The organism is Microvirga arabica (assembly GCF_016811235.1).
In the GTDB taxonomy this organism is placed as follows: Bacteria; Pseudomonadota; Alphaproteobacteria; order Rhizobiales; family Beijerinckiaceae; genus Microvirga; species Microvirga arabica.
Genome location: NZ_JAFBID010000056.1, coordinates 1 through 12,846, shown reverse-complemented (window position 1 = coordinate 12,846; position 12,846 = coordinate 1). Strand labels below are relative to the sequence as shown.

Below are 12,846 nucleotides of genomic sequence, written 5' to 3'. Positions count from 1 at the left end.
TCGCCAAAACCCAGACTGCAATCGGCTTTTCGCCCCGGACGATGGTAAGGCGTCTCCCCTGGTGGCTGTCCGCCGCCGTGGCGGCTGCCGGTCTGCTCGTGCTTCTGCCCGTCGGCGCCCTTCTCGGCATTGCGGCCGAGGGCGATGCGGAGATCTGGCCGCATCTCATCGCCAATGTGCTGCCGACCAGCACGATCGACACGCTCGCCCTGCTGATCGGAGTCGCCATCGTCGCAGGCTCCATGGGCATCACGACGGCCTGGCTCGTCACCGCGCATCGCTTCCCGGGTCGTAATATCCTGGTGTGGCTCCTGCCGCTGCCGCTGGCCGTGCCCACCTACATCACGGCCTATATCTACGTGGAGATCTTCGACTCCGCCGGCCTCGTGCAGATGGCCCTGCGCGACGTCATGGGCTGGCGGTCGCGGTCCGACTACTGGTTTCCGGAAATCCGCTCGCTGCCCGGCTGTATCCTCGTCATGTCGGCGGTGCTCTACCCCTACATCTACATCGCCGCGCGGGCGATGTTCCTGACACAGAGCGCCAGCATGCTCGAGGTGGCGCGCACCCTGGGTGCGAGCCGCATTAAGCTCTTTCGCATCATCGCGCTGCCGCTTGCCCGCCCGGCGCTGGCTGTCGGCCTATCGCTGGCGCTGCTTGAAGCCCTCAACGATATCGGCGCGAGCGAGTATCTCGGCGTGCGCACCCTCACGGTGTCGGTCTACAACACCTGGCTCAACCGGGGCAGCCTTGCAGGCGCGGCGCAGATCGCCTGCGTCATGCTGGCCTTTGTCGTCGGCCTGATCCTGATCGAACGCTATGGCCGCCGGGACAGGCGCTATGCGCTGTCGCCGAAACGCCATCGCACGGTGCATCCCGTTGCCCTCAAAGGTGGACGCGCCTGGACCGCGTCCCTGCTCTGCGCCTTGCCGGTCCTCCTGGGCTTCATCCTGCCGACGGGATTCCTGCTGCGGGAAACGCTTCGCGGCGGCCTCTTCGATCAGTTCGACACGGACTTCTTCGCTCACTTCATGACGACCATCGGATTGTCGGTGATCGCGACCATTGCAGTGCTGGCCATAGCAGTCATGCTGGTTTCGGCGGCACGTCTATCCAAGAACACTCTAACCAAGGGAGCCCTCCTTGCAGCGGGGCTCGGCTATGCCCTGCCGGGCACCGTACTGGCCCTGGGCCTCATGACGCCGCTGGTAGGTTTCGACAACCTGATCGGCACGATCTGGCGCCACCTCACTGGCGAGCGCCTCGGCCTCCTGCTCATGGGGGCTGCCGGCGGCATCATCATCGCCTACGTGATCCGCTTCCTGTCGATTGCGACGGGCTCCTTGTCGGCGGGCCTCGACCGGGTGTCTCCAAGCCTTGAGGATGCAGCGCGCACGCTCGGCGCCTCGCGGCGGGAGATGGTCTGGAAGATTCAGATCCCGCTCATGCGGCCGGCTCTCGCCAGCGCCGCCCTGCTGATCTTCGTCGATTGCATCAAGGAACTGCCCGCGACCCTGCTGCTGCGGCCCCTCAATACGGAAACGCTCTCGACGCTCGTCTATACCTATGCGTCGCGCGGGCGCTTCGAGGATGGGTCGCTCGCCGCCCTCGTGATCGTGCTGGTCGGACTCGTTCCCGTGCTCCAGCTGGTGCGCAGCGCCGAGGCCCGGCCGAAAGCGGCAGCGGATGCCATAAACATTTCAGGCAGTTCAAGCCCATAAAAAAGCGGCCCCGTCGGGGCCGCCTTCATCTTCGTTTTCGCTTCAGATCACGCTGCGTTCGACTGTCGGCCGTTCAGCGCGACCTTGAAGTCTGCCGCCGTCTTGGCCTTGATCTCCTCGACCGTCACTCCGTCAGCGAGCTCGATCAGGGTCATGCCGGAGCCGCCCTTCTTGTCGATGGAAAAGACGCCGAGATCGGTGATCACCAGATCGACCACGCCGGTGCCGGTCAGCGGCAGGTTGCATTCCTTCAGGAGCTTCGGGTCCTCGGAGCCGTCCTTGGCCTTCGCCACGTGCTCCATGACCACGACGACGCGCTTGACGCCCGCCACGAGGTCCATGGCGCCGCCCATGCCCTTCACCATCTTGCCGGGGATCATCCAGTTGGCGAGATCGCCGTTCTGGGCCACCTGCATGGCGCCGAGGATCGACAGGTCGATATGGCCGCCGCGGATCATGCCGAAAGAATCGGCCGACGAGAAATAGCTCGTGGTCGGCAACTCGGTGATCGTCTGCTTGCCGGCATTGATCAGGTCCGCGTCCTCCTCGCCCTCGAAGGGGAACGGACCCATGCCCAGCATGCCGTTCTCCGACTGGAGCTGCACGCGCATGCCCTTCGGGATGAAGTTGGACACGAGCGTCGGGATGCCGATGCCGAGATTCACGTAGAAGCCGTCGCGCAGCTCCTTGGCCGCGCGGGCAGCCATCTGTTCACGGGTCCAAGGCATCAGACTTCCTCCCCTGCGGCCGCCGGCACGGCGGCTTCCGCGCGCTTGCGGGTCGTGCGTTGCTCGATATGTTTGACCGGGTTCGGCACATGCACCATGCGCTTCACGAAGATGCCCGGCGTGTGCATGCAATCCGGGTCGATCTCGCCGGCCGGCACCAGATGCTCGACTTCGGCGATGGTCATGCGCGAGGCGGTGGCCATCATCGGATTGAAGTTGCGGGCGGTCTTCCGGTAGACGAGATTGCCTTCCGTGTCGCCCTTCCAGGCGTGGACGATGGAGATGTCGGCGAAGAGCCCGGTCTCCATGACGTATTTCTCGCCGTTGAACTCGCGCACTTCCTTGCCCCCGGCGATGAGGGTGCCCACACCGGTCTTGGTGTAGAAGGCCGGGATGCCGGCGCCGCCGGCGCGGATGCGCTCGGCCAGCGTCCCTTGCGGGTTGAACTCAAGCTCCAACTCGCCGGAGAGGTACTGCTGGGCGAAGAGCTTGTTCTCGCCGACGTAGGACGAGATCATCTTGCGGATCTGGCGGGTTTCCAGAAGGCGGCCGAGCCCGACCCCGTCCACGCCCGCATTGTTGGAGATGAAGGTCAGCTCCTTCGCCCCCGAATCACGAATCGCCTCGATCAGCGCCTCCGGAATGCCGCAGAGGCCGAAGCCCCCGGCCATGATGGTCATGCCATCCTTGACCAGGCCAGCCAGCGCCGAGCTTGCGTCGCTGTAAACCTTATCCATCAAATCCTCTCCTTGGGCAGGTGCGTGCCCGTTCGAAGTGTCGCGGTTCGAATGGCGGCACCCTGCAACTTGGCCTCAATTTAGACAATCCCTTCGTATGGATATATGGAAAGGTTTCATGAAGTCGGCCCTGCCCTGAGGACATCCCCCTCTTCACCGCTTGCGAGGCAGCGCCCAAGGTTTACAACATTCATTCCATGTCCCGCCGCGTTGTCTTTCTCATCGCCTTGATTTCGCTTGCCGTTCTCGGGACGGCGGCCGCCCCCTGGACATTGCCCGGAGGCGGCCTGTCGGCGGAACTGAGGGAGCACGTCAGAGAGCGCTACGGCCTGGACCTGACGGTCAGGGGCCGGAGCACCTTCGCGGTGCTGCCCATCCCGCGGGTGAAGTTCGAGGATGTGGTACTTGAGTTTCCCGATGGGGCCCTCAAGGCCGAAGGCGGCATCTTGAGGGGCGAGCTGCGCATCCTGCCGCTGCTCTTCGGGCGGATCGACCTTTCCGACTTCGACCTGACGGAAACCCGGATCACGGCCTCGGCCCAGAAGCTCCAGGCTGTCAAATGGACGGAGATCTTCAAGGATAGCGCGACGGAAAACCATGCCCGCCGGCTGGTGGTGACGAAATCCTCGATGCGCTGGACCGACCTGAAGAACGCCGACCTTGACGGGCTCAATGCCATGATCCGCTGGGTGGATCCGTCCGAACCCCTGACGGTGTCGGGGTCCGCCCACTGGCGCGACGAGCTTGTCTCCCTGGAGCAGGCCTCGATCTTCCCGGACCTGCTGGCCTCCAACAAGATCAGCCCGTTCTCCCTGACCCTGTCCTCCCCCGGCGCCCGCCTCACGGCCGAGGGTGAGGCGCAGATCGGCGACGGGCCTCGCATTACGGGGGAAAGCACCATCAAGACCGCATCGGTTCGCGACTTCACCCGTTGGAGCGGAATGGAGCTTCCTTTCGGATCTCTGCTGGGCGGTCTCTCGATCAGCGGCGATTTTTCCTTGGATCGCCGCCGCCTGTCCTGGCCTGCCGTCGCCATTACCCTGGGCTCGGACAAGCTGGAGGGTACCCTGGGCGTCCGTTTCGATACGGAACGGCCGGTCATTGCCGGTACCCTTGCGGCCGATACGCTCAACCTGTCCGACCTCTTCGCCCCCTTCAACCAGACCCGCACCTCCTCAGGCGCGTGGAGCGAGGAGGCGATCGACTTGGCTGGGTCCACAGGCGCCGACCTCGACCTTCGCCTCTCGGCTGCAACCGCCAGTCTCGGGCGCGTGAGCCTCGACGATATGGCTGCCAGCGTTCTCATCCAGCCCGGCCGCATCGAGGCCTCCATCGGGCGGGCCGACTTCTATGACGGCACCCTGAAAGGAAGGCTCTTGCTGGCGGCCGAGAACGGCCTCGTCGACTTCAAGAGCCAGGGAACGTTCTCGGGCGTGAAGATCGCCCCCTTCCTCACAGCCGTCGGGGAGCCACGCTGGATCACGGGCCGGGCCCGGGGACAGTTCAGCTTCGACGGCCATGGCCGGAACCCCGCCGACGTGGTCCGTCAGGCGGCAGGCCGCTCCTCGATCGAGCTGACGGACGGAGAGCTCATGGGGATCAATCTTGAGGACGCCCTTCGCCGCGTGGACAAGCGGCCTCTCCTCGCATCCCTGAACTGGAAAGGCGGCCGCACGGCTTTCGAGAGAGCCGAAGCCCAGATCGTGATGCAGGACGGCATCGGCCAGATCGCCGAAGGCAAGCTGAAAGGGTCGGCGGTCCAGGCCCAGCTTCGCGGTCAGGTGCTGCTGGTCGACCGGACGCTCCAGGTGACGGCGGGCATCACGCCCGCCGATGCACAGGCCGGGCAAGCCCCTGCCCTCGCTTTCGATGTCACGGGCGACTGGGACAATGTCGCCATCTCGCCTCAGGTCCGCTCACTCATCGAACGCTCGGGCGCTGCCAAGCCGCTCTTCCCGTCGCAGCGTGTTCCGGCCGGCGAGCAGGGCCCGCAGGCCACCGCTCAGTGAGCATTCCTGCGCGAGCGCAAAACCGAGCGCTTGCTCAGCAGGGTCGCTGAAATCACCCCCAGCGTCACGATCCCGATCAGGATGGCCGAGGCCGCATTGACCTCCGGCGAGAGCCCGAGCCGCACCGCGCTGTAGATCTTGATCGGCAGTGTGGTGGCGCCGGGACCCGCGTTGAAGCTCGCGATTACCAGATCGTCCATGGACAGGGTGAAGGCGAGCAGAAAGCCCGCCACGATCGAAGGCGCGATCAGCGGCAGCGTTACCGAGAAGAACGTGCGCAGCGGCGGAGCGCCGAGATCCATGGCCGCCTCCTCAAGTGACCTGTCGAAGGTCATGAGGCGCGACTGCACCACCACGGTCACGAAGCACATGGTAAGCGTGGTGTGGGCGAGCGTGATGGTCCAGAAGCCCCGATCGAAATCGACCGCCACGAAGAACAGCAGCAGCGACAGGCCGGTGATGACCTCCGGCATGACCATGGGCGCATAGACCATACCGGTGAACAGCGTCCGCCCGGGAAAGCGCCCATAGCGGGTGAGTGCGAGCGCCGCAAGCGTGCCGAGAACGGTGGCGAGCGTTGCGGACAGGAATGCGACGCGCAGCGTCACCCAGGCCGCCTCCATGAGTGCCTCGTTGCGGAACAGCGCGCCGTACCACTGGGTGGAGAAGCCGCCCCATACGGTGACGAGCCGCGAGGCGTTGAAGGAATAGAGCACCAGCAGCAGGATCGGCAGGTAGAGAAAGGCGAAGCCGATCACGAGCGAGGTGACGTTGAAGACACTGAGGCGGCGCATCGTCATCGCTGTGTCTCCACGCGCCGGGCCTCCACATCGCGGTAGATCACGATGGGGACGACGAGGACGATCAGAAGCAGGATCGCAACCGCGGAGGCCAGCGGCCAGTCGCGGTTCGAGAAGAACTCGCTCCAGAGCTGGCGGCCGATCATCAGGGTCTCGGAACCGCCGAGCAGATCCGGAATGACGAACTCACCCACAGCCGGGATGAAGCACAGGAGCGAGCCCGCAATGATACCCGGCATGGCGAGCGGCACGGTGATGGTCCAGAACGAGCGCCAGGGCGTGGAGCCGAGATCGAGCGCCGCCTCGAGCAGCGTGTCGTCCATCTTCTCGAGCGTCGCGTAAAGCGGCAGCACCATGAAGGGCAGATAGGCATAGACGATGCCGATATAGACCGCCGTCTCGGTGTTGAGGATGTCCAGCGGTTCGGAGATCAGGCCGACCGCCATGAGCGCCTGGGTCAGCAGCCCTTCGGGCTTGAGGATCGCCACCCAGGCATAGATGCGGATGAGAAAGCTCGTCCAGAACGGCAGGATGATCGCTGCGACCAGAAGTGCCCGGTAGCGCTCCGGCGCACGCGCCATGCCATAGGCGATGGGAAAGCCCACGAGCAGGAGCAGCAATGTGGAGATTGCGGCGATGCGCACCGACGAGAGCGTCGCCCGGAAATAGAGATCGTCCTCGATCAGCAGGGTGAAGTTCTCAAGATCGAGCCCGCCGAAAAAGCCGGCAATGTCGCTCCACTCGAAGACCGGCTTGTAGGGCGGCTGGGCCACCGCCGGGTCCGAGAGGCTGATCTTAAGGACAATCAGAAACGGCACGAGAAAGAGCACGCCGAGCCAGAGATAAGGCACGGCAGGCACGAGACCTGCGGAGAGGCGCCGCGTGAGGGAGCGTTCCATCATGGCTATTCCGCTAGGATCACCGCCGCATCCGGCGCGAAGGTGACATAGACCTGCTCGTCCCATTCGATGGGATTCTCGACGAAGCGGGAGGCGTTGGCGCGGGTGACGCGCAGGATCTCGCCCGTGGCGAGCTTCACCCGGTAGACGGTCCAGTCGCCGAGATAGCCGATGTCCCACACCTCGCCGGTGAGCACGTTGATGGCGCCTGGCCCCGGCAGGTCGCGCTGGATCACCATTTTTTCCGGACGCACGGCAATCGCCACGGCCTGGCCGGAATGCAGCACCTCGTCGGGATCGTCGATGGTGAGCGGCACTTCGGCCGAAGACGTCTTCACCCGCCAGAGGCCGTTCTCCTGCCCCTGGACATGGCCTTCGATGATGTTCACGTCGCCGACGAACTCGGCGATGAAGCGGGTCTTGGGCTGCTCGTAGATCTCGCCGGGCGTGGCGACCTGCACGATCCGGCCGTGGTCCATGACGGCGATCCGGTCGGCCATGGTCATAGCCTCTTCCTGGTCGTGGGTGACGACCACGAAAGTCATGTGCAGGTCGTGCTGGATGTCCATCAGCTCGAATTGGGTCTCCTCGCGCAGCTTCTTGTCGAGGGCGCCGAGCGGCTCGTCGAGGAGCAGGACCTTGGGCTTCTTGGCGAGAGCGCGGGCGAGCGCGACGCGCTGGCGCTGGCCGCCGGAGAGCTGGCTCGGATAGCGGCGGGCGAGCTTCTCGAGCTGGACGAGGCGCAGCATCTCGCCGACCCGGTCGGCGATCTGGTCCTTCGGCATCCCGTCCTGCTTCAAGCCGAAGGCGATGTTCTTCTCCACGCTCATATGTGGAAAGAGCGCGTAGGACTGGAACATCATGTTCACGGGTCGCCGGTAGGGCGGCACCCCTGCCAGGTTCTGGTCGCCTAAGGTGATCGTGCCCTCGGTCGGGGACTCAAAGCCGGCGAGCATGCGCATCAAGGTCGTCTTGCCGCAGCCGGAGGGGCCTAGCAGGCAGAAGAACTCGCCTTCGAAGATGTCCAGGGAGAGATGATCGACCGCTGTGGACTCGCCGAAACGTTTCGTGACGTTTTCGAAGCGGATGAGCGGTTTGGCGTCGGGGTTCGCCCACGGGGCGAAGGAGCGGCGCACGGCACCGACGGAGGCGGATTGACGGGTTGGAGGAGGCAAGATGCTTGAACTTCACCTGTCTGAGAAAAACCAGGGCGCAAACTAGGATGTTTGGGATGCAAGAACAACAGCTTAAAATCCCCGCGTCCCCACACTTTGCGCCGTTCGCCCACCCTCACCCACCGGCATCCTTTTGCCGATGCGGTAGAGGACATTCCTCCACTGCCGCAAAAGAAAGCCCGGCTTGCGGCCGGGCTGAGGTTTTTAGAGGTTGATCTAGTGTCCGCCGCCGGCACCGGCGGGTGCCGGGCGGGGCTTCTTGATGAACGGCAGGGCGAGGATCAGGCCCAGGAACAGTACGGTCAGCAGGAGGAACACATCCGCAAAGGACATGACCATCGCCTCGCGATGCACCATGTTGGACAGGGTCTTGATCGCAGCCGTGCCGGCATCGGCGCCCAGCGACTGGAACTTCAGGGTCATGGCATCGAGCGTTTCAACGGCGGTCGACCGACCCCAGTTGACGCTCTCGCGCAGCCGTTGGAGATGAAGGTCCAGGCGGTCGTTCAAGGTCGTATTGATGACCGCGAGGCCCACGGCACCGCCCAGGTTACGGGTGAGGTTGTAGAGCCCCGAGGCATTCTTGATCCGGTCCGGCGGCAGCGTTCCGAGCGCGATATTGTTGATCGGAACCATGCAGATCATCAGGCCGAAGCCGCGCAGGACCTGCGGCACGAAGAGCTCCCAGAAATCCCAGTCCTTTGTGAGCCCGCTCATCATCCAGGTGCCGAGTGCGAAAGCGACAAAGCCGACGCCCATCATGAGGCGCGGATCCATCTTGCGCGACAGAACACCCGCCACTGGGGCCGTCAGGAACATGGCCGCGCCCGAGACGAACATGGTCTCGCCGATCTGCAGGGACGAATAGCCCCGCACGCTGCCGAGATAGACCGGGTAAAGATAGGTCAGGCCATAGAGCCCGATGCCCATGACGAAGCTGAAGGACGAGCCTGCGAGGAAGTTGCGGTCGGCAAAGGCGCGCAGGTCGACGATCGGCTGCTTTGCGGTGAAGGCCCGGTAGAAGAAGCCCAGGCCGCCGGCCACGCAAACGATGGTAAGGATCAGCACCAGCTCGTCCTGGAACCAGTCGTTCAGCGGCCCCTCTTCGAGCACGTATTCGAGACTGCCGAGAAAGGCAGCCATGAAGCCGAGGCCCGCCCAGTCGAAGCTCTTGAAGAGGCTGAGATCAGGCTCGTCGAAATCCACCAGCAGATAGGTTGAGATCGTGACGAAGATCCCAGGCACGATGTTGATCAGGAACAGCCAGTGCCACGAGAACAGGTCCGTGAGATAGCCGCCGAGGGTCGGCCCGATGGTGGGCGCGAGCGTCGCCACGAGGCCGATGATCGGCGAGATCACCGGGCGCTTTTCGGGCGGAAAGATCGTGAAGGCCGAGGCGAAGACGGTCGGGATCATGCCGCCGCCGATGAAGCCCTGCAGCGCGCGATAGACGATCATCTGATCGATGGTGGTGGCCGTCGCGCACATGAAGCTCATGAACGTGAACCCGCCTGATGCGATCACGAACATCCAGCGCGTGGAGAGCACGCGGGAGAGCGTTCCCGACAGCGGGATCATGATCACTTCGGCTATCAGGTAGCTCGTCTGCACCCAGGAGATTTCCTCCGACGATGCGGAGAGGCCAGCCTGGATCTCGGCAAGCGACGCGGAGACGATCTGGATGTCGAGGATCGCCATGAACATGCCGAAGACCATGCAGAAGAACGCAAAGGTCCGGCGCCCGCTCGTGGGCGCCGGCTTTGCGGCCGGCATGGAGCCTTGCAGCTTGTTCGGGATGGCAGCCGATGCAGCCATGGTTCCTTACTCTTTCAGGCTGGCCGTCTTTTCAGTATCGGCCGAGGTGCGCGTATCCACGTCGACGACCACAGAGAGGCCGGGGCGCAGGATGCCCTGCTGGACGATCTCCGGGTTGACGGAGACGCGCACGGGCACGCGCTGAACGATCTTGGTGAAGTTGCCGGTGGCATTTTCCGGCGGCAGCAGGCTGAAGACGGCACCGGAGGCCGGCGAGACGCTTTCGACCGTTCCGACCACATCGGCATCCGGGAAGGCATCGACCTCGATATGCACCTTCTGACCGACTTTCAGGGACGCGAGCTGCGTCTCCTTGAAGTTGGCGTCCACATGCACGCTGGTCATGGGCACGAGGGCCGCGAGGCGAGCGCCGGGCTGCACGAAGGTGCCGACCTCCATGGCCTTGTTGCCGATGACGCCATCGACCGGCGCGCGGATTTCCGTGAAGGTGAGGTCACGCTCCGCCTTCTCGACAGCAGTCTGCTGCTCGGCGGCGACGCGCTGGGCCTCGTTCTGTTGCGCGGCAAGAACATCGACATTGGCTTTGGCGGCGGCAAGCGCGGCCTCAGTGCTCTGCACATTGGCCTGCGCGCGATCGCGGGCGGCCTTGGCGTTCTCGAGCGCGGCCCGGCTGGTGAAGTCGGAGCGAGCGAGTTGCTGCTGGCGGGCATAATCGCTCTCGGCACGCTCGGCCTCGGCCTTTGCGGCGGCGATCTGCGCTTGCGCCTGCGCTACGGAAGCGCGGCCCGCCTCGATCTGGCGACCGATGCGCGTGACGGCGCTTTGCTGTGTGGCGAGCTTGTCCCTGGCCGACTGGAGGGCGAAGCGGTAATCGCCGTCATCGATCTTGGCGATCAGGTCGCCCGCCTTGACGCTCTGATTGTTGGTGATGGCGACAGACTGCACATAGCCGGACACCTTGGCCGACAGGATCGTGATGTCCGCCTGCACGTAGGCGTCCTCGGTCGAGACCATGAATCGGCCGTTAGTCCACCATTCGTGGCCTTCATAGCCGCCGAAGGCGAGCGCACCGGCTACAACAGCCAGGATCAGCGGCGTCTTGCCGAGGCCCTTCTTCCTGGCCTCAGGCGCAGCTGCTTCCGGAGCACCCTGCCCCGCCTGGGCCGCCGGCGCCTCGACAGAACCTTCCGAGCCGCTCTTGCCGCCCTGCCCGAACTCTTCCCGATAAGCCATGTTAAACCTCTGCAAGACCTGTAGAATCCGTATGCATTGAACGGCCGGACAGGGCTTGATCTGCGATGTCTGCCTGCCATATATGAGTTGACCGAACCGTTCGGTCAATGGATAATAAAGGAAGTTATGGAAGCCATGACCGCTTTGCATGACGGCATCCGGGCTCAAGAACCCTCCCCAACCACCGAGGAGAGTGCCGAGAGCGCCAAGCGCCGGCAAATCCTGGAAGGCGCCCGCAAGGTGTTCCTGGCGCAGGGCTTCGACGGCGCGAGCATGGGCGAGATCGCCAAGGTGGCCGGCGTCTCGAAAGGCACCCTCTATGTCTATTTCGACAGCAAGGAGAGCCTGTTCGAAGCCTTGACGACGGAGGAGAAGCGGGGTCTGGCAGAAGTTCTGTTCAAGCTCGACCCGGAAAATCCCGACGTTCGCGGCGTTCTGAGAACCCTCGGCCTGAGCTACCTGCGCCGCATGGGCAAGCCAGAGCATATCTCCTCGATCCGGATGGTCATGGGCGCGGCCGAGAAGTTCCCCCGTCTGGGCCAAGCCTTCTACGAAGCCGGCCCCACCCAGGGTATTGCCCGGCTCAAGGCTTATTTTGATCGGCAGGTCGAGGCGGGGCGGCTGTCCATCGAGGACACCGGCGTCGCCGCCCAGCATTTCCTCGACCTCTGCGTCTCCGGCATGCTGCGCCGCCTGCTCTTCTCCGTCGGCGAACCGCCGACCGAAGAGCAGATCCAGAAGAATGTGGAGAATGCCCTGCGCGTCTTCTTTGCAGCCTATGGGCCAGGTGCCCCGCAACAATAAGAGCCGTTTGGAGCTTTCCCGCTGCGCTGCGCTTCACTAGTCTGACGCGCGTGCGGCCGGGAGTGAGCGATGGGACAGCGTGAAGGCAGCGGAGCGGGACATATCGCGGCCTTTACCGCGATGGCGCTGATCTGGGGCCTGACCTGGCTTCCCATGAAGATCGCCTCCGAGGCTGTGCCGCCGATCTTTCTGGCGATGATGCGTTTCCTGCTCGCGGCCCTCTGCTACCTCGCGTTCATTCTCGTCAAGGGACTGCCGTTGAGGATGGAGCAGCCGTGGCGTGTCATCGTCGCGTCGCTTCTGATCACGACCGGCTGCTACAGCCTGCTGTTCTGGGGCGTAGCCCGTGCACCGACCGGCCTGTCGTCGATCGTCAACCTCTCGCTCATGCCGATCTTCCTGATCTTGGTCGGCGCACTCTACGGGCAGGAGCGGATTACGCCCCGCAGGCTGGGAGCGATTGCCCTGGGCGTCTTAGGGCTCGTGATGCTCTTCTCCGGGCGAACAGGCACGGCGCAGAATGGCGCCCTGCTCGGCCTCGCTGCTGTCGCCCTGGCAACCCTGAGCTATGCCTGGGGCGGTGTGGTCAGCCGGCCGCTGATGCGGACGATGCACCCGATCAGCCTCGCCTTCTGGGAGACGGGTATCGGGGCACTTGGCCTAATCCCCGTGTCGCTTCTCGTCGAAGGGTATGATCCTGCCTATTTCGCGGGGCTCACCGACGGACGGGCGATCATGGGCCTCACCATCCTGGTCCTCGGCGGCTCGCTCGGAGGATTCTCGATCTATCTCTGGCTCGTGCGGGACTGGGGCGCCTTCCGGGCCGGGCTCTACTCGTTCGTCAGCCCCGTCGTGGCGGTCGCCGTCGGTGTCGCCTTCGCGAACGAGGCCTTCGGCTGGCCGGAAGCCGTCGGAATGGCCGTGATGCTGTCCGCCACGGCGCTTGCGCTCACCGAGGGCAAGC

General features: G+C 64.3%; 11 protein-coding genes. 4 read left to right on the top strand and 7 right to left on the bottom strand.

Annotated features, from left to right (window positions below; genetic code table 11):
• The first annotated feature begins 41 nt into the window (after positions 1-41).
• The gene (locus JQC81_RS22445; RefSeq protein WP_210347246.1) at positions 42-1,721 is read left to right on the top strand and encodes an ABC transporter permease; all 1,680 of its coding nucleotides are present in this window, start codon (positions 42-44) and stop codon (positions 1,719-1,721) included.
• 47 nt (positions 1,722-1,768) lie between these two features.
• Here the strand turns inward: JQC81_RS22445 and JQC81_RS22440 are convergent, their stop codons facing one another.
• Together JQC81_RS22440 and JQC81_RS22435 are read right to left on the bottom strand one after the other, a co-directional pair.
• On the bottom strand, positions 1,769-2,449 hold the full coding sequence (locus tag JQC81_RS22440; protein ID WP_203274035.1) for a 3-oxoacid CoA-transferase subunit B: 681 nt from the start codon (positions 2,447-2,449) through the stop codon (positions 1,769-1,771).
• On the bottom strand, positions 2,449-3,186 hold the full coding sequence (locus JQC81_RS22435; RefSeq protein ID WP_203274034.1) for a CoA transferase subunit A: 738 nt from the start codon (positions 3,184-3,186) through the stop codon (positions 2,449-2,451). Before JQC81_RS22435 ends, JQC81_RS22440 begins: the two co-directional genes overlap by 1 nt.
• Before the next feature lie 197 nt (positions 3,187-3,383).
• On the opposite strand from JQC81_RS22435, the gene JQC81_RS22430 reads away from it, so the two are divergent.
• The gene (locus JQC81_RS22430; RefSeq protein WP_203274033.1) at positions 3,384-5,195 is read left to right on the top strand and encodes an AsmA family protein; all 1,812 of its coding nucleotides are present in this window, start codon (positions 3,384-3,386) and stop codon (positions 5,193-5,195) included.
• Here the strand turns inward: JQC81_RS22430 and JQC81_RS22425 are convergent.
• The 5 genes from JQC81_RS22425 to JQC81_RS22405 all read right to left on the bottom strand — a co-directional run bounded on the left by JQC81_RS22425 (position 5,189) and on the right by JQC81_RS22405 (position 11,078).
• Complete coding sequence (locus JQC81_RS22425) at positions 5,189-5,989, bottom strand: ABC transporter permease (protein WP_203274068.1); 801 nt, start codon at positions 5,987-5,989, stop codon at positions 5,189-5,191. The genes JQC81_RS22430 and JQC81_RS22425 overlap by 7 nt on opposite strands.
• A gap of 2 nt (positions 5,990-5,991) precedes the next feature.
• Positions 5,992-6,897: an ABC transporter permease gene (locus JQC81_RS22420; RefSeq protein WP_376772436.1), complete on the bottom strand. Its 906-nt coding sequence runs from the start codon at positions 6,895-6,897 to the stop codon at positions 5,992-5,994.
• A gap of 2 nt (positions 6,898-6,899) precedes the next feature.
• Complete coding sequence (locus JQC81_RS22415) at positions 6,900-8,069, bottom strand: ABC transporter ATP-binding protein (RefSeq protein ID WP_203274032.1); 1,170 nt, start codon at positions 8,067-8,069, stop codon at positions 6,900-6,902.
• 216 nt (positions 8,070-8,285) lie between these two features.
• Positions 8,286-9,884 carry a DHA2 family efflux MFS transporter permease subunit gene (locus tag JQC81_RS22410; protein ID WP_203274031.1) on the bottom strand — a complete coding sequence of 533 codons (1,599 nt, stop codon included), beginning with the start codon at positions 9,882-9,884 and terminating at the stop codon, positions 8,286-8,288.
• A 6-nt stretch (positions 9,885-9,890) separates the two neighbouring features.
• On the bottom strand, positions 9,891-11,078 hold the full coding sequence (locus tag JQC81_RS22405; RefSeq protein WP_203274030.1) for an HlyD family secretion protein: 1,188 nt from the start codon (positions 11,076-11,078) through the stop codon (positions 9,891-9,893).
• A 135-nt stretch (positions 11,079-11,213) separates the two neighbouring features.
• Between JQC81_RS22405 and JQC81_RS22400 the strand changes: the two genes are divergently transcribed.
• On the top strand, positions 11,214-11,882 hold the full coding sequence (locus tag JQC81_RS22400; RefSeq protein WP_246520597.1) for a TetR/AcrR family transcriptional regulator: 669 nt from the start codon (positions 11,214-11,216) through the stop codon (positions 11,880-11,882).
• Positions 11,883-11,951: 69 nt separating this feature from the next.
• Positions 11,952-12,846 (top strand): DMT family transporter (locus JQC81_RS22395; RefSeq protein WP_203274029.1); only part of this gene is annotated, 895 nt, incomplete at its 3' end.

Coding starts and splice junctions, on each gene's coding strand:
- JQC81_RS22405 (WP_203274030.1), bottom strand. CDS start 11,078: ATGGCTTATCGGGAAGAGTTCGGGCAGGGCGGCAAGAGCGGCTCGGAA.
- JQC81_RS22420 (WP_376772436.1), bottom strand. CDS start 6,897: ATGATGGAACGCTCCCTCACGCGGCGCCTCTCCGCAGGTCTCGTGCCT.
- JQC81_RS22425 (WP_203274068.1), bottom strand. CDS start 5,989: ATGCGCCGCCTCAGTGTCTTCAACGTCACCTCGCTCGTGATCGGCTTC.
- JQC81_RS22440 (WP_203274035.1), bottom strand. CDS start 2,449: ATGCCTTGGACCCGTGAACAGATGGCTGCCCGCGCGGCCAAGGAGCTG.
- JQC81_RS22445 (WP_210347246.1), top strand. CDS start 42: ATGGTAAGGCGTCTCCCCTGGTGGCTGTCCGCCGCCGTGGCGGCTGCC.
- JQC81_RS22400 (WP_246520597.1), top strand. CDS start 11,214: ATGACCGCTTTGCATGACGGCATCCGGGCTCAAGAACCCTCCCCAACC.
- JQC81_RS22430 (WP_203274033.1), top strand. CDS start 3,384: ATGTCCCGCCGCGTTGTCTTTCTCATCGCCTTGATTTCGCTTGCCGTT.
- JQC81_RS22435 (WP_203274034.1), bottom strand. CDS start 3,186: ATGGATAAGGTTTACAGCGACGCAAGCTCGGCGCTGGCTGGCCTGGTC.
- JQC81_RS22410 (WP_203274031.1), bottom strand. CDS start 9,884: ATGGCTGCATCGGCTGCCATCCCGAACAAGCTGCAAGGCTCCATGCCG.